Origin of the sequence: Bacillus sp. GMa5/1, from assembly GCF_050172015.1 — a bacterium.
GTDB classification, from domain to species: domain Bacteria; phylum Bacillota; class Bacilli; order Bacillales; family Bacillaceae_G; genus Bacillus_A; species Bacillus_A cereus.
In genome coordinates this window covers 21337-48104 of sequence record NZ_JBNLYC010000024.1, presented here as the reverse complement: position 1 = coordinate 48104, position 26768 = coordinate 21337, and the positions used below count along the sequence as shown (strand labels likewise).

Below are 26768 nucleotides of genomic sequence, written 5' to 3'. Positions count from 1 at the left end.
AGGCGCTTTTTGCCTCGCAGGAAGACGCGAAGCCACCGACCATTCTAGCCGCTGGAACTGGATATATTTAAAAGCAAGGCGGCTAGATTCCTCCCATCACTCAAATATAAAATCCCCTGCTTTTTAGCAGGGGATTTTATCATTGTAATTCTTCCTTCTTTTCCTCTAAAGTAGGCATTTTCTCTTTTTTCGGCTTCCCTAGCTTAATTACGAAGAAGTATAGGGAAAGCAATGTGATAAGAAAAACAATTAAAAACGGGTACGGAGAGTAAAAGGCACGCGCCGCCTCAGTCTTTCCCGCAACAAATTTCAATGACTCAATATCTAAAAACTCAGCAAACATTTGTACACCGAGCATACTAAACCAAAAAACAAAAAAACTAATAATAATACCAAAAACTTGCTTCAATCTCGTCATTCATCTCATCCTTTCTATATCTGTAATTTTTAGCGCAATAAATATAGTACAAACAAAATATTCACAGAAAGGAACTATCTCACCATTCACGAATTAACTTAATCCAACCTAACATCGAAATTTGCAAAATAATACCCCAAATTATAAGTCTTCTTAGCCATCGAGGATAGAAGGTTAAAAATTTAACATACCATTCCAATAGCTTGTTCATAATTCCCTCCTACATAAAATTATATAGGAAAAAGGATATATAATCCAAACCCAACCAAAATGATCCCACCTACTATCTCACCATATGTACCGAGCATATCTTTCGCATGTCTCCCAATTAATAAACCCATCCACGCTAATAACATGCTAACAAATCCAAAAAGTAAAATCGTAATAATTGTTTGTGCTCCATAAATACCAAGACTAAGTCCTACTGAGAAACTATCTATACTGACGCCAAATGCAAATACGAATAAACTAATTCCAATAGGGGCTGTTCTAGTCTCTTCATTTTGTAAAATGCTCGAATATACGATATAAAACCCTAGTCCGATTAATAAAATAGCACCCGCAAAATGTGCGATATCTCCATACTTCTCTGATAAAAAACGACCTAGTACCATTCCTATAAACGGCATAATAATATGAAATATCCCTATCGTCATACCAATATACAGGATTTGTCTTAACTTTAGGGGTATCATCCCCATACCAAGACTCACCGAGAACGCATCCATCCCTAAGGCGAATGCCATAATTATTAAAGGTATTAGCTGTTCAAACGTCATTCATGCCCCTCCTTGGACGTGCTACTTCACAATATGCTTATCCAAGGAGAAATATTCTGTTTGCTAATCTTACCTTATCATTCAATAATAATATGATGTCCTGCCGCTTTTGTTAAACGATTCATAATTGCATTCCCTATTCCTTCATTAGGGAATGACTCACTAAAAATAACATCCACTTCACTTGCATCAAATGTTCTAAGTACATCATATAATTTAGTCGCAACACTAGCTAAGTCACTTCTAACACCACAAGATAATATAACATCTGCACTATATACATGCTGATACTCTTCTGTCGTTAATACGCCTACTTTAAATCCTTCTTCCTTTTTCTCATCCACAAGATGCTGAATAAACTCACGTGAGCCCTCAACAATACTAAGTGGTGCTTTCGGGGCATAATGTGTGTATTTCATTCCAGGCGATTTCGGTTTTTCCTTCTCATCCTTTAAAGCTGGATCTAAAGAAACAGTACCTATCACCGCTTCTAATTGTTCTTTCGTAATCCCACCTGGACGTAATATTGTTGGAACCGCGCTTGTACAATCAATTACAGTTGATTCAACGCCTACTCCAGTTGCACCACCATCAACAATACCTGCAATCTTCCCATTCAAATCTTCATATACGTGAGAAGCTAATGTTGGACTTGGACGCCCTGAACGATTCGCACTTGGTGCTGCAACAGGTACATTCGCCTCTTCAATAAGAGCAAGTGCAATTGGATGATCAGGCATTCTTACTCCAACCGTATTAAGTCCTGCCGTCACCTTCTCTGAAATCCCTTCTTTTCTCGGCAAAATAATTGTTAATGGTCCTGGCCAAAAATGCGCCATTAACTTCTCTGCAACTGGTGGAATTTCTTTCACAATCCCATCTAACTGAGATTTTGTACCTATATGGACAATGAGTGGATTATCACTCGGTCTTCCTTTCGCTTCGAAAATTTTCGCGATTGCTTCATCATCCATCGCATTTGCACCTAACCCATATACTGTTTCCGTAGGGAAAGCAACCGCCTCATTTTCTCTTAATAATTTTGCTGCTTCTTGTAACTGTGGATAATATTTTTTTCTTTCCACAACATTATCCACAACCCACATGTTTGTATGCATTTTTTTCCACGTCCTTTTCTACCCTTAAATACTTGTATATTTTTAGTTTACTATGAGATTTATCCAAAAGACAAACAAGGTTTATCCACAAAATGTGGATAAACCTAATTAATCCGTGGATAACTTTGTGAATAGCTGACAATTTAGTATTATTGCATTCTGCTCTTTTATATTTTTACAAAAATGTTCTAGTTGGTGAATTCCCTCTGGAACCTCATCCTTTTCTATAGTAAAAAAGTCAAAAAACTGAAAGATCGGTACAGATTGTGGATGATTTGTTAGTAAGTACAATTGTTGAACACTTTTTTCTTTCATATACTGCAAAAACATTTCAAAAAAATATAAGAAAGTCTGTTTATCCACATGAGGTGTGAATAAACAAGAACGAATAAGCACATCTTCCCCACTTTGTTCATAACCAATTACAGCTCGTATTTCTTCCGCCTCTTCCAAAATCATAAATTGTGCGTACAACTCATTTATTTTATCATCTTTTTTATTAGCTTGTCCGAAAAAAGAATGTAATCTTTCCACATCTGCTTTCGTAGCAAAATACACTTTCTTCATAATAAATCCCTCCTCATTTTTATATATGAAGAGGGATTTATTAATAGTACTATTTAGAGAATAAAGATGTAAAAGCTTCTACAATAAACAATTTAACTTCTGGCTTTTCTTCTTCCTCTTCTACTTTTACATACTCATTTTGCTTTTCTTGTTTTTTCTCCACAGGTTTCTCCACTTTTTCCACAGTTTTTATTTCTTCTTTACTTACAGGCTGCTCTTCGACTTTTGTTTCATTTTTTACTACTTTCTTTTCAGAAGCTGTTACTTTTTTTACTACTTCCTGCTTTACAGCTTTCGTTTCTTTTACCTTATCTACTTTCTTCTCTTCTTTATCTATTACTTCCTCATCTAGTTGTTTCACCTGCTCCTCTTCAGGAGATTCCGCCTTCACAACGTGCTCTTCTTTTCTTACAGCTGTCCCGCTCGAAAAATCTAAGAAACACATTGGTGGAAATAATACACACCACCAGTTCGCCCCTTCACCTTCTCCAATTGTGATTAATACTGCTTCATATTCTCCTGCTGGATAAATAAAATTCCCGTATACCTTTGTAGGAAACTTTACATTCTTACTAAATTTCACTTGAAATGAATCTTTACTTCCTTCTCTTTTTAACGTATTTTCCACCGTTTTCTCGATTTCTGGAATATGACTTTGAATTACTTTGCGTGCCTCTTCAAATGAAGTTAAATCCGCTACCCACCCATCAATTTGTGCTTTTACTTCATCACGCACTTTACGCTTTAATGCCTGGTCTTTATCTGAATCACTATTTGCTAAAATTCGTAATCGAACGGCCTCTTTCGGAATAACTGAAGGCCCTTTCGCATCAGCTTTCATATATCCAAACTGCACAAGTAACTGTGCACCAATTAATAGTATAAGAAGATAAGCAATAACTTGTTTTTTCATTTCCTCCACCGTCCCTTCTACAAACAGTGTGGACAGACTTTCATCTTTCTAAACTATTAAATTCAAAATCTATATGAATTTTTCCACAAAAAAATAGAGTAAGGTGTGAACCTTACTCCATCTCTGCAAATACCATACGATCTTTTCCGTTAATATCGAAAACAACCTCAACATGAGCATGTGGAAAAGCTTGTTGTAACAATCTTTTTACATCCTCACCTTGTCCTACTCCAATTTCAAACGCCACAATCGCTTTCTTCTGCAACACATTCGGCAATTCTTCCATAAAACGGCGATAGAAATCTAATCCGTCTTCACCACCAACAAGTGCTCTCTTCGGCTCATGCTCTTTCACAACAGGAGAAAGACCACGCCAATCCTCTTCCGGTATATATGGAGGATTTGAAACAACAACATCTAGCTTTTGACCCGTTTTATGAAATGGTGACAATAAATCACCGTGATAGAACGTTACTTCTGCACCTAAAGCTTTTGCATTTTCTTTTGCAACTTCAATCGACTCTTGTGCAATATCTACTGTATAAACATGAAGATTTTCATTTTCTAAAGCAAGCGTAATAGAAATCGCTCCACTACCTGTACCTATATCTGCTACATGTAGTTTCTCATCACCAAAATGGCGCTCGATTCTTTCTAATACTCCCACTATAAGCTCTTCTGTTTCCGGTCTTGGTATTAATACTTCTTCATTCACAAAGAAAGACCGTCCATAAAACATTTCATAACCAATCATATATTGAATAGGAATACCTTCTACATGCTTGTGGATAAACTCCGTAAAGCTTTTCTCTTGATCCTCAGTTATTTCTTCACGCATATTCATAAGTAATCCTGTTCTGTTCACCTTTAATACATGACAAAGGACAATTTCTCCCGCATTTTTATCTCGTCCATTTTCCTGTAAAAAAGAAGAAGCCCATTTCAGGGCTTCATAGACACGCATTACTCAGCTGCCTCCATCTTTTGAGCCTGATCTTCCATCACTAAGGCATTGATGAAATCATCTAACTTACCTTGTAAGATTTGATCTAGCTTTTGAATCGTTAAACCGATTCGATGGTCTGTAACACGGTTTTGCGGGAAGTTATACGTACGAATACGCTCTGAACGATCTCCCGTACCAACAGCTTGTTTACGGTTTTGATCATACTCAGCTTGCGCTTCTTGTCTAAACTTATCATAAACACGTGCGCGTAATACTTTCATCGCTTTTTCTTTATTCTTGATCTGTGATTTCTCATCCTGACAAGATACAACTACACCAGTCGGTAAATGCGTTAAACGCACCGCTGACATCGTTGTATTAACGCTCTGTCCACCAGGTCCACTAGAAGCGAATGTATCAACACGAACATCTTTCTCGTGAATATCAATTTCTACTTCTTCTGCCTCTGGTAATACAGCTACAGTTGCTGTAGATGTATGAATACGTCCACCAGATTCCGTTTCAGGAACACGTTGTACACGGTGAGCACCATTCTCGAATTTCAGCTTCGCGAAAGCACCTTTACCATTAATCATAAAGATAATCTCTTTATATCCACCTAACTCTGTATAGCTAGCCTCAATAATCTCCGTTTTCCAGCCCTGTACCTCAGCGTAACGGCTATACATACGGTATAAGTCACCAGCAAATAAAGCTGCCTCGTCTCCACCAGCAGCTCCACGAACCTCAACGATAACGTTCTTATCATCATTAGGGTCTTTTGGAACAAGTAAAATTTTCAGACGCTCTGATAATGTTTTATCTTGTGATTCTAACTCAGAAACTTCTTCTTTTACCATTTCACGCATTTCTGCGTCTAACTTATCTTCTAACATTGCTTTCGCATCTTTTAATTGCTCACGAACATCCTTATACTCACGATACACCTCTACCGTTTCCTGTATATCAGACTGTTCCTTTGAATATTCACGAAGCTTATTTGAATCACTAATAATCGCTGGATCACTTAACAATTCATTTAACTTCTCATAACGATTTTCTACAGCTTGCAAACGATCTAACACATCATTCACCTCTACATCCTAGTATCTAATACAAATAGTATATGGTACTTACTCAAAAAAACGCAAATTATATTTAAAAGTGGCGGTGGCTCTTTCAGCTCTGACCAGCTAAGGTTCTTTCGACCTAAAGGTGCTTTTTACCTTTTGGGCGGAAGGTTCTTAGATGCGAAGAGCTAGCCACCAGAACTAGATATATTTAAAAGCGTAAGCGGCTCACACCGCTCATTCTCTCTATTTTGAAAAAAACCCGCCTTGCGCAGCGAGTTTTACTTATCTTTGTTTGCAGGTACTGCATGACAATGACGACAACGCGGTTCATACGTTTCTGAAGCTCCAACTAAAATAATTGGATCATCAAATGCCGCTGGTTCTCCATCAATTAATCGTTGTGTACGACTTGCTGGAGATCCACATACAGAACATACTGCTTGTAGTTTTGTCACATGTTCAGCAATCGCCATCAGCTGAGGAACTTGTCCAAATGGTAGACCACGGAAATCTTGGTCTAAACCAGCTACAATGACACGATAGCCACGATTTGCCAATACTTGCACCACTTCCACAATGTCCCCATCAAAAAATTGCACCTCATCGATTGCAATAACATCCAGCTCTTCTGTAATATGTTCAAATATATCCTTTGAAGCTGAAACAGGAACTGCTTTTACCTTTAATCCGTTATGTGATACTACATCTTCTTCACTATATCGATTATCAATACATGGTTTAAATACAATTGCATGTTGTTTTGCAAATTGCGTACGGCGCACACGGCGGATTAGCTCTTCTGACTTGCCAGAAAACATACTACCGCAAATCACTTCAATCCAGCCATTTTGATTTATTAAGTACATGAAGCTCTCCTTTCATCTACTTTTCAGTTAAAAGTAGGGTAAAGGTATAATATTTTCGCAAAAAAAACAGACAAGCGAATACATACACTTGCCTGTTTTATGTTTTTATTACTTAAGACCGTATTTCTTATTGAAGCGGTCAACGCGTCCGTCTGCAGTAGCAAACTTCTGACGTCCAGTGTAGAATGGGTGAGAATCAGAACTGATCTCAACTTTTAGTAATGGATAAGTGTTACCATCTTCCCACTCAACAGTTTCGTTAGATCCTTTAGTAGATCCGCTTAAGAATTTGAAGCCTGTGTTTGTGTCCATGAATACAACTTTCTTGTAATCTGGGTGAATTCCTGCTTTCATTCTTTTCATCTCCTTCCGCCCTGAATCATTTTCGAAACAGAGTTTTTCATCTTCAGCTGCATACACAACTATATTGATGAAACACATATGATGAAATTATAACAAGGCTAACTTCATTTTGCAACTACCTGTTTTTGTCTTTTTAATTTTAAAAGCGCAAGCGGCTCGTTCAGAATGGGAGGGGGATGGAGTTTCTGACGTAGAGGCGCTTTTTGCCTCGTAGGAAGACGCGAAGCCACCGACCATTCTAGCCGCTGGAGCTGGATATTAAATTGAAAGTGGAGGTGGCTCGCTCAGCTCTGACCAGCTAAGGTTCTTTCGCCCAAAAGGTGCTTTTTACCTTTCGGGCGGAAGGTTCTTAGATGCGAAGAGCTAGCCACCGGAACTGGATATTATCTTAAAGTGGAGACGGCTCGTTTAGCTCTGACTGGCTAAGGTTCTCTCACTTATTTCTCTCTTTAATATCACCTAAACAGCATAAAAAACTCGCTTACTATAAAATAAGCGAGTCCTGATTTTTTCCCTTTACTTAGTTGTTACATACCTTTTTGAGTCTGCAACAATGTTTTGTAAAAACTCTTCATTTGTCTTCGTTTGACGAAGCTTACGTAAGAAACTTTCAACGAAGTCTGGTGTATCACGCATTGTTTTACGAATGCCCCATAACTTGTCTAAATGTTCTTTTGGAATTAATAGATCTTCTTTACGTGTACCAGAACGACGAATATCGATCGCCGGGAAGATACGACGTTCAGCTAATGAACGATCTAAGTGAAGTTCCATATTTCCAGTTCCTTTAAATTCCTCGTAAATAACATCGTCCATACGTGATCCTGTATCAACAAGGGCTGTCGCTAAAATTGTTAAGCTACCGCCTTCTTCAATATTACGCGCAGCTCCAAAGAAACGCTTCGGTCTATGGAAGGCAGCTGGATCGATACCACCTGATAATGTTCTACCACTTGGTGGAATAACGAGGTTGTAAGCTCGAGCTAAACGGGTAATACTATCCATTAAAATGATAACATCTTTCTTGTGCTCTACAAGACGCATCGCACGTTCTAACACAAGCTCAGCTACTTTAATATGATTTTCTGGCACTTCATCAAAAGTAGAACTTACAACATCTCCTTTAACAGAACGTTCAATGTCTGTTACTTCCTCTGGACGCTCATCAATTAAAAGTACAATTAATTCTGCTTCCGGATGATTTGTTGTAACACTATGCGCGATTTCTTTTAATAGACTTGTTTTACCAGCCTTTGGAGGCGCAACAATTAAACCACGTTGTCCAAATCCAACTGGTGCGATTAAATCCATGATGCGTGTCGGTAACTTTTTAGGTTCCGTTTCCAATTTCATTTGGCGATCTGGGTATAATGGTGTTAATGCAGGGAAATGCACACGCTCTTTTGCTGAATCTGGATCATCTCCGTTTACAGCTTCAACTTGTAATAACCCAAAATAGCGTTCATTTTCTTTCGGAGGTCGTACTTTACCAGAAACCTTATCTCCATTACGTAAATCGAAACGACGAATTTGCGAAGCTGAGATATAAATATCTTCTGAGCTTGGAGAATAGTTGATAGGACGTAGGAATCCAAATCCTTCTGATTGAATAATTTCTAATACGCCTTCCATGAAAAAGAAACCTTCTTTTTCTGCTCGAGCTTTCAAAATAGAAAAAATTAACTCTTTTTTCGTTAATTTGCTATAATACGAAATCTTAAATTCTTTCGCAAGCTCGTATAACTCTTTTAATTTCATGTTTTCTAATGCTGCAATTGACAAATTCATTCAGACACCACACTTTAACGTTATTCTCTTTTTTCATGGGTAAAGGGAAAAAATACGGAAGGCAAATAATTAATAATGAAAGGCAATAAGTTCAAGTAGGGTAATATTCACTATTGTAACCCTTTTATCTAGTTTTAATCAATACGTTGGAACACAAATACAAGAAGCGAAGACAAGAAAATTTGTCTTCGCTTCTTATTTAATTTAGTTCCAGCTCCGATAGTTAGAAAAGTCGACCATTTTAACCTTTCTGAGCGAGCCACCTCCGCTTTTTACTTAATCCAGCTTCAGCAGCTAGAATGGTCGGTGGCTTCACTTCTTCCTACGAGGCAAAAAGCGCCTCTATGTCAGAAGCTCCATCCCCCTCCCATTCTGAACGAGCTGCTTACGCTTTTTATTTAATAACCAAGTTTGGTTTTTTATTCAAGCTATGACGTCCATCCACGAAGCGAACTGTGCCTGATTTTGCGCGCATAACAAGGGATTGCGTTGTTCCTACGCTACCTTTAAATTGAACACCGCGTAATAGTTCTCCATCTGTTACGCCTGTTGCTGCAAAGATTGCATCGTCACCTTTTACTAAGTCCTCCATACGAAGGATACGATTAATGTCTTCTATGCCCATTTTTTTACAACGTGCTAATTCAGCTTCGTTTTGTGGCAATAGTTTTCCGTGAATTTCTCCACCTAAACATTTTAAAGCAACTGCTGCTAATACACCTTCAGGTGCTCCACCAGATCCAAATAAAATATCTACACCTGTACGATCAAACGCTGTATTAATCGCTCCAGCTACATCTCCATCATTAATTAATTTAATGCGAGCACCAGCTTTACGAATTTCTTCGATAATTTCTTGATGACGTGGACGATTTAAAACTGTCGCTACAACATCTTCAATATCTTTATTTTTTGCTTTCGCAACTGCACGTAAGTTATCAATAATAGGCGCATCAATGTCGACCGCCCCGACTGCTTCTGGGCCAACCGCGATTTTATCCATGTACATGTCAGGGGCATGTAACAAATTACCGTGGTCTGCAATTGCAATAACAGCAAGAGCATTCCAGCCACCAGCTGCTACGATGTTTGTCCCTTCTAAAGGATCAACCGCAACGTCTACACGTGGTCCATATCCTGTACCTAATTTCTCTCCGATATATAGCATTGGTGCTTCATCCATCTCACCTTCACCAATTACAACTGTACCTTTCATCGGAATTGTATCAAATACATCACGCATAGCTGATGTTGCTGCACCGTCTGCCTCATCCTTTTTCCCGCGCCCCATCCAACGCGCTGATGATAAAGCTGCAGCCTCTGTTACACGTACTAACTCCATAGATAAACTTCTTTCCACGATAATCCCTCTCCTTTAAGTCTTTATATTTCTGCCGTATTTTGTGAACCGTGTTTTTCTATAAAGTGTACTTCCGCAAGTAGTGATGCTTCGCTTCCCCCTTGCGGAAGTATCACTTATGCGTTCTTCATTTCTTCAATTTCTTGCTTTGTCATTTGTTCTCGCCAAATGTTTGCTCCAAGCCCTTTAAGCTTGTCCACTATATTCTCATAACCTCGATCAATATGCTCAAGTCCTGTTACTTCTGTAATTCCATCTGCCATTAAACCTGCAATAACAAGTGCCGCTCCCGCTCGTAAATCACTCGCCTTCACTTTTGCACCTTGCAGTAACACAGGACCAGTTACAATTGCCGAACGACCCTCTACTTTAATTTGAGCATTCATACGACGTAATTCATCAATGTGTTTGAAACGGGCACCGTAAATTGTATCTGTTACAACTCCCGTCCCGTGCGCCTTTGTTAAAAGCGTCGTAAACGGCTGTTGTAAATCCGTTGGAAAACCTGGATATACAAGCGTTTTGATATCAACTACTTTTAACTTTCTATTACCGTTCACCGTAATTTGATCATCGTTCGTTTCAACTTGAACACCAGCTTCTCTTAGCTTTGCAGTAACTGATTCTAAATGCTGAGGAATAACGTTATCAACCGTTACTTCTCCTCCTGATGCAGCTCCTAGAATCATATACGTACCAGCTTCAATACGATCTGGGATGATAGTATGGTGACAACCATGTAAAGAGTCCACACCATCTATTCGGATTACATCTGTACCAGCACCTTTAATACGTGCCCCCATGCTTGTTAACAATGTAGCTACATCAATAATCTCGGGCTCTTTCGCTGCATTTTCAATAACAGTTCTACCTTTTGCTCGTACAGCTGCTAGCATAATATTAATCGTAGCTCCTACACTAACAACATCTAAATAAATACGTGCCCCGCGTAGCTCATCTGCTCTTAAATAGATGGCACCTTGTTCATTCGTAACATGTGCACCTAGCGCTTCAAACCCTTTAATATGCTGATCAATCGGCCTCGGTCCTAAATGACATCCACCCGGAAGCCCAATAACAGCTTTTTTAAAACGGCCAAGCATTGCACCCATTAAATAATAAGAAGCGCGCAATTTTTTCACTTTTCCATTTGGCAAAGGCATTGCAACCATGTTAGAAGGATCGACTACCATCTCCTCCTCCTGTCCATAAGTTACTTTCCCTCCAATTTCCTCTAGTAAGTCTCCTAACATTTTCACGTCCGAAATATTAGGGACACCACCAATAGTTACTGGAGTATCTGCTAAAATTGTCGCTGGAATTAATGCAACGGCACTGTTCTTTGCACCACTTACTCGAATTGTTCCATTTAAAGCTCTTCCGCCTTCAATTAGCAATTTTTCCATATTGAGCTCCCTTCTTGTGAATGTATTTACTTTCTATCTTTTTATAGAAAGCTCCCCTTAAGAATCTCAATTACTCTTTCCATCCCAAAACTCAATAAATAGGAAACCATTATCTTCATTTCTCCTGTAGCACGAATAGATAAAGATCAACTATTCATCGAATGTACTTTATCAATTTAGATACGTTATCACATTTATTAATAGGACTATGCACATTATTTTCTATTTAAAGACAAAAATGATAAAATCTTTAGACTTGTTCACGCTTTCATTATACAACGAAAGGAAACCGTCTAAAAGACTAGACGGTTTCCAAAACGGAATTTTATTCTTACGCTTTACCGTTAGAACCGAATTCGCGAATTTTACCAATAACAGTTGCTTTGATAGCGTCGCGGCCAGGTCCGATAAATTTACGAGGATCGTAAACTTCTTGGTCTTTGTTTAATACTTCACGAACAGCTTTTGTAAACTCGATTTGGTTCTCAGTGTTTACGTTGATTTTTGAAGTACCTAAAGAGATAGCTTTTTCGATATCAGCAGTTGGGATACCAGTACCACCATGTAATACTAAAGGTACGCCAGTGAAGTCACGAACTTGTTCCATTTCAGCGAATCCTAAGTTAGGCTCACCTTTGTAAGGACCGTGTACAGAACCTAAAGCTGGAGCTAGGCAATCGATACCTGTTGCTTCAACAAGGTGCTTACACTCTGCTGGGTCAGCGTAAATTACGCCTTCAGCGATTACGTCGTCTTCTTGTCCGCCAACTGTTCCAAGCTCAGCTTCAACAGATACGTTACGAGCGTGTGCGTATTCTACTACTTGTTTAGTAGTTTCAACGTTTTCTTCGAATGGGTGGTGAGAAGCGTCGATCATTACAGATGTGAAACCTGCATCGATTGCTTCTTTACATTTTTCGAAGCTTGAACCATGATCAAGGTGAATCGCTACAGGAACAGTGATGTTCATTTCTTCGATTAAAGCTTTAACCATAGCTACAACTGTTTTGAAACCAGTCATATGACGAGCTGCACCCTCAGATACACCTAGGATTACAGGAGATTTTTCTTCTTCCGCAGCAGCTAAGATAGCTTGAGTCCACTCTAAGTTGTTCATGTTGAATTGACCAACTGCGTATTTTCCTTCTAGTGCTTTGTTTAGCATTTCTTTCATAGAAACTAAAGGCATGGTGAATCCTCCTAAAAAACGTTTTTTGTATCCGATAAGTTCTTATCGCTGGTAGTATGACCAGAATAAGGTAAAATATGTATATCTACATACCGGACTTTTTTCTACACTCAATAGGATAACAACTTGTACTCAAAAACTCAACCGTATTCACCTGCACAATAGTCCATGTAAACGCTTTTTTCCATATTTTTTATAAAAAATTCATTTTTACGCCTCTACAGCGAGCTCATTTCTCACAGCTTGACGAATTTCATCAATATCAAATGGTTTAGCAAAATGCATTAAAGCACCTAAATCTTTTGCTTCTTGGATCATATCAAGCTCTCCATAAGCAGTCATTAAAATTACTTTAATACTCTCATCAATTTCTTTTACATGCTTTAAAATCTCTATACCATCCATGCCTGGAATTTTCATATCTAACACTACTAAATCTGGATTATCTTTTTTCACGATATCTAAAGCTTGAAATCCATTTGCTGCTTGGAATGTCTGATAACCTTCTTTTTGGAACACTTCATGTAATAGCACACGAATCCCATATTGATCATCAACGATTAAAATTTTACCTTCCATAATTCCCAACCTTTCTGTGTAAGTACAAGATTTAAAGCTTCTTATATCTTAACGATTTATTTTCGCTATTCTTTGGCAAATTCCTTCCTATTCTTTCTTATTTTACCGTTTCCTATTTTGTTATGCTACCCTACGATTTCACCTTTCTAAAAAAATAAACTATAATGAAAGCCGGCAAACACGTACGAAGGGAGTAACATTATGTTAAAAATTTTTTCAACTCAATTAAGTGGTTATTTCTCCAGAGTTTCTCAAAAAGAAGAAATGAATATAGAAGATAGTGCTCGTTTACTTGCTCAAGCACTAGTTGGCGATGGTTTCATTTATTTACATGGTACAAATGAAATGGAAGGCGTTGTTGCCGAGGCACTATTCGGTGCTGAACCAATGAAGCAAGCAAAACGCTTATTTGAAAATGGTAAAGAAGCAGAAGTAACCTCTGCGGATCGTGTACTTCTTATTAGCCGTTTTTCAACAGATGAAGCGGTTGTAGAAATTGCAAAAAAACTACAAGAAGAGGGACACTCTATTGTCGGCATTTCTGCTCTTCAAGAAGGTACGGAATCACTCGAACGATATACAGACGTACATATTGATACAAAACTGTTAAAAGGTCTTATTCCAGACGATGAAGGTAATCGCTACGGATTCCCAAGTTTAATAGTAGCTTTATTTGCTTATCACGGAATCAAATTTACAATCGATGAAATGTTAAATGAATATTAAAAAAAAGCGCCTTATTTCAGGCGCTTTTTTTATTACTTGCTCTCTTTATTCGTAATAGAAGCTCTTACGAAGTCATGGAACAATGGTTGTGGACGGTTTGGACGAGAAACAAGTTCTGGGTGGAACTGTGCTGCCACGAACCAAGGGTGGTCTTTTAATTCAATGATTTCAACTAGACGGCCGTCTGGGCTTGTACCAGAGAATACAAATCCTTCTTTTTCCATATCAGGACGGAACTGGTTGTTGAACTCATAACGATGACGATGACGCTCATATACAACCGGCTCATTATAAGCATTGTAAGCATTTGTTTCTTCAGCAAGCTTACATGGGTATAGACCAAGACGAAGTGTACCACCTAGGTCCTCTACATCTTTTTGTTCTGGTAATAAGTCGATGATTGCATATGGTGTGTCAGGGTTGATTTCAGAAGAGTTAGCACCTTCTAAACCTAATACATTACGTGCGAATTCGATTGATGCAAGTTGCATACCTAAGCAAATTCCTAAGAATGGAACTTTGTTTTCACGAGCATATTGAATCGCAACGATTTTACCTTCTACACCACGATCGCCGAAGCCACCTGGTACAAGGATACCATCTGTATCGCCAACTAATTCTTTTACGTTTTCTGCTGTTACGTGCTCAGCATTTACCCATTTTACTTCTACATCTGTGTCGAATGAGTAACCAGCATGACGAAGTGCTTCTACAACAGAAATATAAGCATCTTGAAGTTCTACATATTTACCAACAAGAGCGATTTTTGTTTTCTTAGAAAGATTACGCACTTTGTTAACTAGCGCGGTCCACTCTGTCATATCTGCAGCTGGATTGTCTAATTTTAAGTGGTCACAAACGATTTGGTCCATGTTTTGTTCTTGAAGAGATAATGGAACCGCATATAAAGTATCTGCATCGCGAGCTTCGATAACTGCTTTTGTATCGATGTCACAGAATAATGCAAGCTTGTCTTTCATATCTTGAGAAACAGGCATTTCTGTACGAACAACGATAATGTTTGGTTGAATACCTAAGCTACGAAGTTCTTTAACACTATGTTGTGTTGGTTTTGTCTTCATTTCACCCGCTGCTTTTAAGTACGGGATTAACGTACAGTGAATGTACATTACATTGTCACGACCGATGTCGCTCTTAATTTGACGGATTGCTTCTAAGAATGGTAGAGACTCGATGTCACCAACAGTTCCACCGATTTCTGTAATAACAACATCCGCATTTGTTTCACGACCAGAACGATATACGCGTTCTTTAATTTCGTTAGTAATATGAGGAATAACTTGAACTGTTCCTCCTAAATATTCACCGCGACGCTCTTTTTGAAGAACTGAAGAGTAAATTTTACCTGTTGTTACGTTGCTGTATTTGTTTAAGTTAATGTCGATGAAACGCTCATAGTGACCAAGGTCTAAGTCAGTTTCTGCGCCATCATCTGTTACGAATACCTCACCGTGTTGGTATGGGCTCATAGTCCCTGGGTCTACGTTAATGTATGGATCAAACTTTTGAATCGTTACGTTTAAACCACGATTTTTTAAAAGTCTTCCAAGAGATGCTGCTGTAATACCTTTTCCTAAAGACGATACTACACCGCCTGTTACAAAAATATACTTAGTCATGAAAAAGCTCCCTTCTACTCTGTTGTTATATAATCACCGTTGCAAAGCGCAACGTATGTAGATAACACTGTATCCATCTTATTGTTAGACTCTTTTTATTTTCTAAACAAAAAACAAAAAAGAAAATTGCTCCCCTCATCACAAAAAGTAATAAGTAGGGAGCAATTTTCTTTTATATTTACACTTTAAAAGCATTATCGTCCTTTTTTAAAGAGCCCAAAAATGATTCTACATGGACGATAATGAAAAGTCAAGAACTACAGTTCTTCCTCTTCTTCTTCTTCAGTTTCATCATACTCAAGTTCTTCTTCAGCGAAGTCGTCGTCATCTTCGTCTAAATCATCAAGATCGTCGTCATCTCCGTCTTCTTCTTCAAGAACCTTGTCCAAATCTTCTACATCGTCTTCATCTTCACTTACGTCTGCATCGTCGAAGTCATCTTCGTCTTCTTCAATGTAGTCGTCAAAACCGTCTTCTTCAACTTTACGTTTCTTCTTCGGTTTTGGTTGAGGCAAGATTTCTTCATCAATTTGCTCATATGGGTACCAGCTGCGTAGTCCCCAACGATTTTCTCCTAAATTAATGAAACGTCCATCGATGTTTAAGTCTGTATAAAATTGTGCGATTTTCGCATTAACTTGCTCTTGAGATAGTCCCAGCACTTGAGCGATTTCTTGAACCAACTCGTTGAATGTCGTTGCTTGTTTTTTATCCCCTAAAACGCTATGTACAACTTCAATCATTGAACATTCTTTTAGCTCTTCTGGTGAATATTGCTTAAAATCCACTTATGCGGCACTTCCTTTCATCAAATATAACCTTATATATAACGGCCTGCTTAAAAAAATCCATACTATTCATTATAAACAAAAGTCGCACAAATATGCTACAAAAAAAACGGGAAACTTTTATAGGGTAGTAAAATTATAATTTGTCTGTTCCTTATTTCGGAAGCATATGGGCCCCTTGCAATACATACCTAATTTGCATTTCTGTATATTCTTCGAGCGTATACAGTTTTTGCAGCGCCCAGCGTCTAAATCCCCACATCTGTCCTTGTATAAAAATATTATGCGCAAGAAGCTGTATTTCTTTTTTATTTAATGTAAATGTTCCATTTTCCGTACACTGTTCTAAAATATTCTCGAACATTCCTACCATTTGAAACTCCTTTTCTAATACATACGGAAGTGATTCTTTCGGTAAAAAGCGTACCTCTTGATACATTATCAATACTTCTTCCTGTAATTCGTCCATCACTTTAAAGTAATTCGTTATTGCTATCTTTAAACTTTCTATACTCCCTTTTTCTGTACACACTACTTCCTCTAATCTTTCTTTTACATGTTCATATATACTATCACAAACTAAATATAAAACATCATCTTTGGTACGAATGTACTCATAAAGTGTCCCTATACTAAACCCAGCCGCTTTTGCAATCTCTCTCGTTGTTGTACGCGGAAATCCTTTTTGTTTAAACAGTTGCACCGCACCTTTAATCATTTGTTCACGTCTTAACGCAACTAATTTTTCATCTTTCACCGATGCATGCACATTATGTTTAACCATTCCCTTCACCTCTCTCTATTATTTTTTGGAAGGAAAAAGCGTAGGAAAATACCTACGCTTTCGTTCCTACTTCGTTAACATACGAGAAATTACAAGCCTCTGAATCTCTTGTGTTCCTTCATATATTTGTGTAATCTTTGCATCTCGCATATAACGCTCTACTGGATAATCTTTCGTATAACCGTAACCACCAAATACTTGCACCGCTTCAGTCGTCACCTTCATCGCTGCATCGCCTGCAAATACTTTTGACATCGCTGATTCTTTTCCATACGGAAGCCCTTCTGATTCAAGCCAAGCCGCTTGATATGTTAAAAGGCGTGCTGCTTCTACATCTGTTGCCATATCCGCAAGTTTAAAGCCAATCCCTTGCTGCGCCGCAATTGGTTTTCCAAACTGATGGCGCTCCCTTGCATATTCTACAGAAGCATCTAAAGCCCCTTGTGCAATCCCAACAGCTTGCGCCGCAATACCGTTACGACCTCCATCTAATGTTTGCATCGCAACTTTAAACCCTTGCCCCTCTCCTCCAAGTAGATTCTCTACAGGAATACGGCAATCTTCAAACATAATTTCAGTCGTTGGTGAAGAGCGAATCCCTAGCTTGCTCTCCTTCTTCCCAACTGAAAATCCCGGTGTATCACTTTCTACAATAAATGCACTCGTACCGCGCTGCTTCGATTCAAGATCAGTTAGCGCAAAAACAACATAAATATCAGCAATACCGCCATTTGTAATGAAAATTTTTGATCCATTTAAAATATAATGATCGCCATCTCTCTTTGCGATTGTCTTCATTCCACCAGCATCCGATCCAGATCCTGGTTCCGTTAAGCCGTATGCACCAATTTTCTTCCCTTCAGCCATCGGCCGTAAAAACTTTTGCTTTTGCTCTTCCGTCCCAAATTTAAAAATTGGCCATCCCGCAAGTGAAGTATGCGCAGACAGTGTTACACCTGTTGAAGCACAAACGCGAGATAATTCTTCAATAGCGATTACGTATGCTAAGTAATCGCTTCCAATTCCACCGTACTCTTCAGGCCATGGAATACCAGTTAAACCAAGCTCTGCCATTTGATCAAATAACTCTCGATCAAATCGCTCTTCTTCATCACGCTCAGCTGCTGTTGGTGCCACTTCATTTTTAGCAAAATCTCGAACCATTTTTCTTATCATTTCATGTTCTTCTGATAGTTTAAAATGCATCTCCGTCTCCCCCTCGCCCTTTTATAAAGCACGGCTAATAACAAGTTTCTGTATTTCACTTGTTCCTTCATATATTTGCGTAATTTTCGCATCACGGAAAAATCGTTCTACTGGATAGTCTTTCGTATAACCGTAACCACCAAATACTTGCACCGCCTCAATCGCGACTTCAACCGCTGTCTTAGAAGCAAATAATTTCGCAATAGATGCTTCTTTACCGCATGGTAATTCTTGTGCCCTAAGAGATGCCGCTCTATATACGAGTAACCTTGCTGCCTCGACACTTGTTGCCATATCTGCAAGCTTGAAGCCAATCCCTTGCTGCGCCGCAATTGGCTTCCCGAATTGCTCTCTTTCTTTTGCATAATCAATTGCACAGCCAAGCGCCGCTTCAGCAATTCCTAAAGCCTGCGCACCGATTCCAATTCGCCCAACATCTAAATTCGCCATCGCCACTTTGAATCCTTGTCCTTCTTCCCCAAGTAAATTCTCAGCTGGCACTTTCATATCTTCAAAAGTAAGTTGTACTGTACGAGAACCGAGAAGTCCCATCTTATGTTCATCTTTTCCAATGATTAAACCAGGTGTATCTTTCTCTACTATAAATGCAGAAATACCACTTTTTCCTGCCTCTGGATTTGTAGAAGCGAATACAATGTATGTACTTGCTTCACCACCATTTGTAATAAACACTTTCGATCCATTAATAATATAATGATCACCTTTTTTCACAGCTCTTGATTTCAAACTCCCTGCATCTGATCCTGCATTTGGCTCTGTTAAAGCAAATGCACCTAAATATTCCCCGGTTGCAAGTTTAGAAACATATTTTTTCTTCTGTTCTTCTGTTCCAAAATATAAAATCGGATTCATTCCAACTGACGTATGTACAGCTAAAATTACACCAACTGTTGCACTTACCTTTGAGATTTCCTCAATTGCTAGAATGTAAGAAATAAAGTCCATTTCTGCCCCGCCGTATTTTGCAGGCGCTGGAATACCCATTAATCCAAGCTCACCCATCTTTTGCAAAATCTCTTTCGGGAACACCCCTTGTTCCATACTAGGAACAAAGGGAGCTATTTCCTTCTGTGCAAAATCCCGAACCATTTTCCTCATCATTTGCTGCTCTTCATTAAAACGAAAGTTCATATATTCCGCCTCCATTTGCTATATATCCTTTAAATAATTTGGTAAGACCACTATGTTGTAACAAAGGGGGCATTTATTCGTAAACGTAGAATCCACGACCTGTTTTACGCCCTAACCATCCTGCATTCACATACTTACGTAATAATGGACATGGGCGATATTTACTATCTCCTAATCCTTCATGCAACACTTCCATAATGTATAAACACGTATCTAAACCGATAAAATCAGCGAGTGTCAAAGGCCCCATCGGATGGTTCATACCAAGCTTCATGACTTCATCAATTGCTTCTTTCGTCGCTACACCTTCATATAACGTATAAATTGCTTCGTTAATCATCGGTAGTAAAATGCGGTTTGATACAAAACCTGGGAAATCATTCACTTCAACTGGTACTTTCCCAATTTTTTTCGTAATATCTTCAATTGCTTCATATACCGCATCATCGGTAGCCAAACCACGAATAATCTCAACAAGCTTCATAACTGGAACTGGATTCATAAAGTGCATACCGATTACTTTTTCCGGACGCTTCGTTACCGCTGCAATTTCTGTAATTGGCAGAGATGACGTATTCGTCGCTAAAATTGCGTGTTCTGGAGCAATTTCATCTAGATTCGCAAAGATTTTCTTTTTAATATCCATTTTCTCAACAGCTGCTTCAATAATAAGATCCGCTTCTTTCACACAATCTAAATCAAGCGTTACTGTAAGACGATTTAATGTCGCTTCGTTCTCTTCTTCCTTCATGCGTCCTTTTTCTACTTGGCGCGCTAAGTTTTTCGTAATGATAGCCATTCCTCTATCTAATTGCTCTTGCTTTAAATCTTGTACCTTCACGTCATATCCTGCCATTGCACATACTTGTGCAATTCCTGATCCCATTTGCCCTGCACCAATTACAACAATGTTTTGTACACCCATTTTTTCTTCCCCCTTAATTGTTAATAAATTTTATACCCTCGAACTTTAATTAGTGGACTTCAATCATCACTGCGTCCCCTTGACCGCCACCGCTACAAATCGAAGCAATTCCAATTCCGCCGCCGCGCTGCTTAAGTGCATGGATTAGTGTAACGATAATGCGCGCTCCGCTTGCTCCAATTGGATGTCCCATCGCTACCGCGCCGCCATTTACATTCAATTTTTCCGGATCAATTCCTGCGATTTCTGTACTTGCAATTGCTACCGCTGCAAATGCTTCATTAATCTCGAATAAATCGATGTCTTCAATTTTCTTGCCTGTTTTTTCAAGCAATGCGTTAATTGCATAACCTGGCGTTCTTGGGAAATCTTTAGATTCCACTGCAATTGCTGTATGCGCCAAAATTGTCGCTAATGGCTTTCTTCCTTCTTGCTTCGCTCTGTCTTCGCTCATTAATACAAGTGCGGCACCACCATCATTTAGTCCCGGCGCATTACCAGCTGTCACCGTCGCTGTCTTATCAAATACAGGTTTTAACTTTGCTAACTTTTCAATCGTTGTATCTTCACGTGGCGCCTCATCCTTTGCAACGACAATAGGATCGCCTTTTCTTTGCGGAATCGTTACTGGCACGATTTCCTCTTCAAAACGCCCTTCTTTATGCGCTGAAACCGCACGCTGATGGCTACGATATGCCCATTCATCTTGCGCTTCGCGAGAAATTCCATCTTCCTTCGCAACTTCTCCGCCATAAACGCCCATGTGTGTACCTGAAAATGCACATGTTAAACCGTCAGCAACGTTTAAATCAACAACTTCGTTATTGCCCATTCTGTATCCCCATCTTGCTCCGCGTAAAATGTAAGGACTGTTACTCATCGACTCCATACCGCCAGCTACAATTAGTGATTGATCGCCAGTACGAATAATCTGATCCGCCAACGTAACCGCACGAAGTCCTGATGCACAAACTTTATTCACTGTTTCCGTCTGCACTTCCCATGGGATTCCAGCAGCCCTTGCAGCTTGGCGCGATGGAATTTGCCCCTGTCCACCTTGAATAACCGTTCCAAATATAACTTCTTCAACATCACTAGCCGCAACATTTGCTCTTTCAAGCGCTGCTTTAATTGCAATTCCTCCAAGTTCCGCCGCTTTTACATCTTTTAAAGATCCTCCAAATTTTCCAACTGGTGTTCTTGCAGCACTTAAAATAACTGTTTTACTCATGTTTCTTTCCCCCATTTCATTTTTTAACACTGAGCGCTCGCTCGGTATCCCTACGTTGAGAAGAGGTGCAATCATTGCACCTCTTTCTAAAGTTGTATACATTCTTACAAACTACATCGCTTCTTTTTTCTGTCCGATAACAGATCGTTCTAAAATCTCTGTCACATCAAGAGTTTGAACCTTCTCTTCTACCTCTTTCGCTTTCGTTCCATCACTGATCATCGTTAAGCAATATGGACAACCTGTACCGATAATGGATGGCTGTACAGCTAATGCTTGTTCTGTACGAGCAACGTTAATACGTGAACCTGTTGTTTCTTCCATCCACATTAAGCCACCACCTGCGCCACAGCACATTCCCGTTTCACGGTTACGTGCCATTTCTACAAGATTCACTCCAGGAATCGCTTTCAAAATGTCACGTGGCGCTTCATACACTTCGTTGTATCTTCCTAAATAACAGGAATCATGGTACGTAACTGTTTCTTCAATAGCGTGAACAGGCTTTAAGCGCCCTTCTTTCACCCACTGAGCTAACAATTCTGTATGATGATAGACTTCTGCTTGCAAGCCAAAGTCCGGATACTCATTTTTAAATGTGTTATAAGCATGAGGATCAATCGTAACGATTTTCTTCACTCCTGCCTTTTCAAATTCTTCGATATTCTTTGTCGCCATCTCTTGGAATACAAATTCATTTCCAAGGCGGCGTGGTGTATCTCCAGAATTCTTTTCTTTATTACCGAGAATTGCGAATGAAATGCCTGCTTCGTTCATTAACTTCGCAAACGATATCGCAATCTTCTGACTACGATTGTCGTATGATCCCATTGAACCAACCCAGAATAAATACTCGAATTCCTCCCCAGCTTTTGATTTTTCTTTTACAGTTGGAACTGTTACTTCGTCATCACCTTGGCGCCATGTTTCACGCTCTTTACGGTTCAGCCCCCACGGATTTCCTTGACGCTCGATATTTGTCATCGCGCGTTGTGCTTCCGCGTCCATTTTCCCTTCAGTCAAAACGAGATATCGACGTAAGTCAATAATTTTGTCAACATGCTCATTCATAACTGGGCATTGATCTTCACAGTTACGACACGTTGTACATGCCCAAATCTCTTCTTCTGTAATAACATCTCCGATTAAACTCGGATCGTAAGCGAGCGTTGTAGACGCTGATTCTTGTTGCCCTTTTCCAGCTGCCATCATCGCTAACTGATTTCCTTGTGTATTATTGAAGGCAACTACTGGAACCCAAGGTGCTTTTGATGTTACCGCAGCTCCTTTATCAGTTAAATGATCGCGAAGTTTTAAAATTAAGTCCATCGGTGATAACATTTTTCCTGTTCCTGTTGCCGGACACATATTTGTACAACGGCCACACTCTACACAAGCGTATAAGTCAATAAGTTGATTTTGTCTAAAGTCTTCAATTTTACCAACACCAAATGTTTCTTGCGTTTCATCTTCAAAATCAATCTTTTCAAGCTTCCCTGGGTTTGAAAGACGACCGAAGAATACATTAGCTGGTCCTGCAATTAAATGCGCATGTTTAGATTGTGGAACATACACTAAAAACGTTAACAAAATTAGTAAATGCACCCACCAAGAAAAATAGAACACTGAAATGGCTACGGTTTCATTTATCCCGCTAAAAACGTAAGCGATTGCAGAAGCAATTGGTTCACTCCATGAAAGCTCCTCGCCATGCCATATAAGTCCCATACCGTTACCAAGTAGCACAGAAATCATTAAACCACCGATAAAAATAAGAACAAGACCTGATTTGAAGTTACGTTTTAAACGAACAAGCTTTTCTACATAACGTCTATGAAAAGCCCAAAATACTGCAATTAAAATAACAAGTGTGACAATTTCCTGGAAGAATGTAAATGCAGGGTATAGTGGTCCAAGTGGAAGATGTGATCCTGGTGCGAGTCCTTTCCAAACGAAGTCAATTGCTCCAAATTGGACAAGAATAAACCCGTAAAAGAACATAACGTGAATGATGCCGCTTTTCTTATCTTTCAGCAGCTTTTTCTGACCGAAAACATTGACCTTAAGGAGATCCCAACGCTCTTTAAAACGACGGTCAAACTCAATTTTTTTTCCTAATTGTATGTAGGCCATTCTCGTCCGTATAAGATATACAAACAAATATCCTGCATAAGCAATAACAGCAATGGCAGCCAGCCAATTAATAATCAGTAAGCTATTCATTTTTATGCTACCCCTCTCTTTGTAAGCCCTCTTTCTTTTTGAATCTTCAAAAATATATAATTTTCTGAATTATATCCCCTATCCCCATTATATAATGAGTGAGCATTCAGTCAACAGTTTTTTGTTATAGAACAACACATTTTTTCATAAAGCTGTTTATTTCGGTGAAACTATAAAGTGAAACTTTAATCAGTAGGGGCGGTTGTTCCCCCGCTGATTATTAGTTGAACCAATCGGGCTTTTACGGGCAGTTGATTTCCAAACTAACTTCTACTTATCCAACAGTTTTTGAGGTGGGAAGCTTACTGCCCGTTAAAGCGGGATAAAGTGAAACTTTAATCAGTGCAACATACTATCCTCTAATGAAATTTATAATAACAGCCGTACTACCCATATCATTTGTAACACACTGAAGGTGAAAAGAATGCAAAGGAGGGAATTCACTGATGCTCTACTTATCTCTTTTGTTAATATCCGTTGCTCTTTGGATTACAATTGACCTTTCATACGGGCGACTTCTTCATTTAAAACGAGTAAGCTCTCGCACTTTCCCTTTACGTCAAAGTGATTTTCACCTTTATACATACGGGAAAGATTTATATGACGCTTTATTTACTGATATAAAACAAGCACAGCATCACATTCATATTTTATTCTTCATTGTAAAAAATGATAAAATCAGTCGTGAATTTTTAAAATTGCTGATTGATAAGGCTCAGGAAGGAATTGAAGTACGACTTTTACTTGATCGATTTGGCAGCCATTCTTTATCAAACGAAGCTATTCGCTCCCTGCAAAAACATGGTATATCTTTTTCATTTTGTCATAAGGTAAAATTTCCTCTGCCTTTCTTTTCTGCTAATCAGAGAAATCATAGAAAAATTACAGTGATTGATGGGAAAACCGGCTATATCGGGGGATTTAATATTGGCGAAGAGTATCTAGGGCATAATGAACACTTAGGATTATGGCGAGACTATCATTTACGTCTTACAGGAGAAGGGGTTCAAGATTTACAAAAGCAATTTTTGCATGATTGGTTTGATGATACGAAACAGAATTTATTGGATGCTTCTCTTTATTTTCCAAAACAACAACCAGGTACCATCCTGCATCAATTTATTCCGACTGATGGTGCTTATTTACAGCATACTTTTTTACATTTAATTAACGCGGCAAAAAAAGAAATCTGTATCGGTACACCATATTTCATTCCTGGAAAAAAAATTATGAATGCCTTATTAAAAGCAAGAGAAAGAGGGGTTCAAATCACAATTCTTGTTCCAGAAAAAGCTGATCACCCTCTCGTTCGGGAAGCAAAATTCCCGTACTGCCGAAAATTAATACAGGCTGGTTGCAATATTTATGCATTTCAACAAGGGTTTTTTCACGCCAAAATTATTATAGTAGACGATGATATTTGTGATATCGGAACGGCAAACTTTGATATGAGAAGTTTATATATTAATCATGAAATAAACTGCCTGTTATATAATAAACATTTCATTCAAACAGTAAAAAATAAATTCCATGAAGATCTAGAGAATGCATCCGTACTTTCCTATAGCGATGTAAACCCGCCTTCTCTTATCGATAGAGGAAAGGAATGGATTGGAACAATGTTTGCTTTCTTTTTATAGGAAAGACAATGAATAAAAGAGGTGTATCTCATATGATTATACGGTTTGGATATGTCTCACATGCAATGGCACTCTGGGACTGTTCTCCTGCCAAAACAATGACGTTTACAAGCTTTAAGAAACTTAGCAAGCAAGAACGAGAAGACAAACTGTACCATGTTATAAGGCAAAATTTAGAGCACACAATACGTATCCTTCATTACAATATAGCACATGAAATCCCACTATATCGCCTATCGTCTTCCATCGTCCCACTTGCAACACATCCCGAAGTCGAGTTTGACTATATTGGGGTATTCACACCACTTTGGCATAAAATAGGGGCTTTAATTAAAGAACACAATTTACGAATAAGTTTTCATCCGAATCAATTTACGCTATTTACAAGCGACAAACCACATATTACTACTAACGCTATTACGGATATGACTTATCATTATAAAATATTGGATGCTATAGGCATTGCAGATTCTTCTTACATTAATATTCATGTAGGTGGAGCCTATGGAAATAAAGAAAAGGCAATTGAGCGCTTCCATGAAAACATAAAAAAACTTCCTACACATATAAAAAAACAAATGACTCTTGAAAACGATGATAAAACCTATACAACCGCTGAAACTTTATCAATTTGCCAAAAAGAAAATATCCCATTTGTATTTGATTATCATCATCATATGGCCAATCTTTGCGAAGAACCACTAGAAGAGTTGCTTCCTGCAATTTTTGAAACTTGGTCACATACAAATATCTCTCCTAAAGTTCACATTTCCTCCCCGAGATCGGAAAAAGAATTTAGGGCCCATGCTGAATATATCGATTTAGAGTTTATTAAGCCCTTCTTACACATTGCGAAAAAAAACAATCATAATTTCGATATTATGATTGAAAGTAAACAAAAAGACTTAGCACTATTCCAATTAATAGATGAACTTTCTGCTATAAGAGGAATGAAAAGAATAGGTGGTGCAAAGTTACAGTGGTAAATTGTAACTTTGCACCATTTTTTCAAAAAAGTAATTTTTATAGTAAAAAATACTCTATTTTATATGCTATTATTTAAATTAGCATTTTCTCCCCGAGATTCA

The 26768-nt window shown here is 38.6% G+C and carries 26 protein-coding genes; 3 read left to right on the top strand and 23 right to left on the bottom strand.

All coding sequences use genetic code 11. From position 1 onward, the window contains the following. Window positions 1-139: 139 nt before the first annotated feature. From ACQGSG_RS08910 to spo0F, 15 genes are all read right to left on the bottom strand, one after another. Window positions 140-418 carry a DUF3935 domain-containing protein gene (locus ACQGSG_RS08910; protein WP_000197472.1) on the bottom strand — a complete coding sequence of 93 codons (279 nt, stop codon included), beginning with the start codon at window positions 416-418 and terminating at the stop codon, window positions 140-142. A 79-nt stretch (window positions 419-497) separates the two neighbouring features. After that, complete coding sequence (locus ACQGSG_RS08905; protein WP_001037636.1) at window positions 498-629, bottom strand: hypothetical protein; 132 nt, start codon at window positions 627-629, stop codon at window positions 498-500. A 19-nt stretch (window positions 630-648) separates the two neighbouring features. Beyond that, window positions 649-1197, bottom strand: coding sequence for a manganese efflux pump MntP family protein (locus ACQGSG_RS08900; RefSeq protein WP_000142463.1), 549 nt, complete (start codon window positions 1195-1197; stop codon window positions 649-651). Window positions 1198-1274: 77 nt separating this feature from the next. After that, entirely contained in the window at window positions 1275-2315 is a 1041-nt protein-coding gene (locus ACQGSG_RS08895; protein ID WP_000557351.1) for an L-threonylcarbamoyladenylate synthase, read from the bottom strand. Window positions 2316-2423: 108 nt separating this feature from the next. Further along, entirely contained in the window at window positions 2424-2882 is a 459-nt protein-coding gene (locus ACQGSG_RS08890) for a mechanosensitive ion channel protein (RefSeq protein WP_325842420.1), read from the bottom strand. A 49-nt stretch (window positions 2883-2931) separates the two neighbouring features. Beyond that, a complete protein-coding gene (spoIIR, locus tag ACQGSG_RS08885) occupies window positions 2932-3795 on the bottom strand; it encodes a stage II sporulation protein R (RefSeq protein ID WP_000745063.1) in 864 nt (287 codons plus the stop codon). 112 nt (window positions 3796-3907) lie between these two features. Further along, window positions 3908-4759: a peptide chain release factor N(5)-glutamine methyltransferase gene (prmC, locus tag ACQGSG_RS08880; RefSeq protein ID WP_426947236.1), complete on the bottom strand. Its 852-nt coding sequence runs from the start codon at window positions 4757-4759 to the stop codon at window positions 3908-3910. Next, window positions 4759-5826 carry a peptide chain release factor 1 gene (prfA, locus tag ACQGSG_RS08875; protein WP_000887064.1) on the bottom strand — a complete coding sequence of 356 codons (1068 nt, stop codon included), beginning with the start codon at window positions 5824-5826 and terminating at the stop codon, window positions 4759-4761. The genes prmC and prfA overlap by 1 nt, the downstream gene beginning before the upstream one ends. A gap of 266 nt (window positions 5827-6092) precedes the next feature. Further along, a complete protein-coding gene (locus tag ACQGSG_RS08870) occupies window positions 6093-6680 on the bottom strand; it encodes a thymidine kinase (protein WP_000280860.1) in 588 nt (195 codons plus the stop codon). Between the two features lie 108 nt (window positions 6681-6788). Beyond that, on the bottom strand, window positions 6789-7034 hold the full coding sequence (locus tag ACQGSG_RS08865) for a type B 50S ribosomal protein L31 (RefSeq protein ID WP_000643433.1): 246 nt from the start codon (window positions 7032-7034) through the stop codon (window positions 6789-6791). A 525-nt stretch (window positions 7035-7559) separates the two neighbouring features. After that, window positions 7560-8831 (bottom strand): transcription termination factor Rho, encoded by a 1272-nt coding sequence (gene rho / locus ACQGSG_RS08860; protein WP_001053903.1) that lies wholly within the window; start codon window positions 8829-8831, stop codon window positions 7560-7562. A 394-nt stretch (window positions 8832-9225) separates the two neighbouring features. Further along, a complete protein-coding gene (gene glpX / locus ACQGSG_RS08855; protein WP_000442340.1) occupies window positions 9226-10191 on the bottom strand; it encodes a class II fructose-bisphosphatase in 966 nt (321 codons plus the stop codon). A 116-nt stretch (window positions 10192-10307) separates the two neighbouring features. After that, window positions 10308-11597 (bottom strand): UDP-N-acetylglucosamine 1-carboxyvinyltransferase, encoded by a 1290-nt coding sequence (gene murA, locus ACQGSG_RS08850; RefSeq protein WP_000413254.1) that lies wholly within the window; start codon window positions 11595-11597, stop codon window positions 10308-10310. 331 nt (window positions 11598-11928) lie between these two features. Further along, window positions 11929-12786, bottom strand: coding sequence for a class II fructose-bisphosphate aldolase (locus ACQGSG_RS08845; protein WP_001131855.1), 858 nt, complete (start codon window positions 12784-12786; stop codon window positions 11929-11931). 210 nt (window positions 12787-12996) lie between these two features. Further along, window positions 12997-13365: a sporulation initiation phosphotransferase Spo0F gene (gene spo0F, locus ACQGSG_RS08840; protein WP_000398594.1), complete on the bottom strand. Its 369-nt coding sequence runs from the start codon at window positions 13363-13365 to the stop codon at window positions 12997-12999. 201 nt (window positions 13366-13566) lie between these two features. Here spo0F and ACQGSG_RS08835 point away from each other — a divergent pair, with 201 nt between their 5' ends. Then, window positions 13567-14091: a DUF2529 domain-containing protein gene (locus ACQGSG_RS08835; protein WP_000912402.1), complete on the top strand. Its 525-nt coding sequence runs from the start codon at window positions 13567-13569 to the stop codon at window positions 14089-14091. A 32-nt stretch (window positions 14092-14123) separates the two neighbouring features. Here the strand turns inward: ACQGSG_RS08835 and pyrG are convergent, their stop codons facing one another. The 8 genes from pyrG to ACQGSG_RS08795 all read right to left on the bottom strand — a co-directional run bounded on the left by pyrG (window position 14124) and on the right by ACQGSG_RS08795 (window position 24040). Then, the gene (gene pyrG / locus ACQGSG_RS08830; RefSeq protein WP_000170460.1) at window positions 14124-15731 is read right to left on the bottom strand and encodes a CTP synthase; all 1608 of its coding nucleotides are present in this window, start codon (window positions 15729-15731) and stop codon (window positions 14124-14126) included. Between the two features lie 257 nt (window positions 15732-15988). After that, complete coding sequence (gene rpoE, locus ACQGSG_RS08825) at window positions 15989-16519, bottom strand: DNA-directed RNA polymerase subunit delta (RefSeq protein ID WP_000346280.1); 531 nt, start codon at window positions 16517-16519, stop codon at window positions 15989-15991. A 154-nt stretch (window positions 16520-16673) separates the two neighbouring features. After that, window positions 16674-17303, bottom strand: a complete 630-nt coding sequence (locus ACQGSG_RS08820; protein ID WP_000238599.1) for a TetR/AcrR family transcriptional regulator — start codon at window positions 17301-17303, stop codon at window positions 16674-16676. Between the two features lie 66 nt (window positions 17304-17369). Then, on the bottom strand, window positions 17370-18509 hold the full coding sequence (gene acdA / locus ACQGSG_RS08815; RefSeq protein ID WP_098605583.1) for an acyl-CoA dehydrogenase AcdA: 1140 nt from the start codon (window positions 18507-18509) through the stop codon (window positions 17370-17372). Between the two features lie 21 nt (window positions 18510-18530). Next, the gene (locus ACQGSG_RS08810; RefSeq protein WP_001011177.1) at window positions 18531-19661 is read right to left on the bottom strand and encodes an acyl-CoA dehydrogenase; all 1131 of its coding nucleotides are present in this window, start codon (window positions 19659-19661) and stop codon (window positions 18531-18533) included. Window positions 19662-19734: 73 nt separating this feature from the next. Next, window positions 19735-20586, bottom strand: a complete 852-nt coding sequence (locus ACQGSG_RS08805; protein ID WP_325842419.1) for a 3-hydroxybutyryl-CoA dehydrogenase — start codon at window positions 20584-20586, stop codon at window positions 19735-19737. A gap of 49 nt (window positions 20587-20635) precedes the next feature. After that, complete coding sequence (locus tag ACQGSG_RS08800; protein WP_002025101.1) at window positions 20636-21919, bottom strand: acetyl-CoA C-acetyltransferase; 1284 nt, start codon at window positions 21917-21919, stop codon at window positions 20636-20638. 9 nt (window positions 21920-21928) lie between these two features. Then, window positions 21929-24040, bottom strand: a complete 2112-nt coding sequence (locus tag ACQGSG_RS08795) for a heterodisulfide reductase-related iron-sulfur binding cluster (protein ID WP_001086776.1) — start codon at window positions 24038-24040, stop codon at window positions 21929-21931. A gap of 446 nt (window positions 24041-24486) precedes the next feature. On the opposite strand from ACQGSG_RS08795, the gene cls reads away from it, so the two are divergent. Continuing rightward, window positions 24487-25680: a cardiolipin synthase gene (gene cls, locus ACQGSG_RS08790; RefSeq protein WP_097863087.1), complete on the top strand. Its 1194-nt coding sequence runs from the start codon at window positions 24487-24489 to the stop codon at window positions 25678-25680. Between the two features lie 32 nt (window positions 25681-25712). Continuing rightward, on the top strand, window positions 25713-26666 hold the full coding sequence (uvsE, locus tag ACQGSG_RS08785; RefSeq protein WP_086408453.1) for a UV DNA damage repair endonuclease UvsE: 954 nt from the start codon (window positions 25713-25715) through the stop codon (window positions 26664-26666). Window positions 26667-26768: the final 102 nt, after the last annotated feature.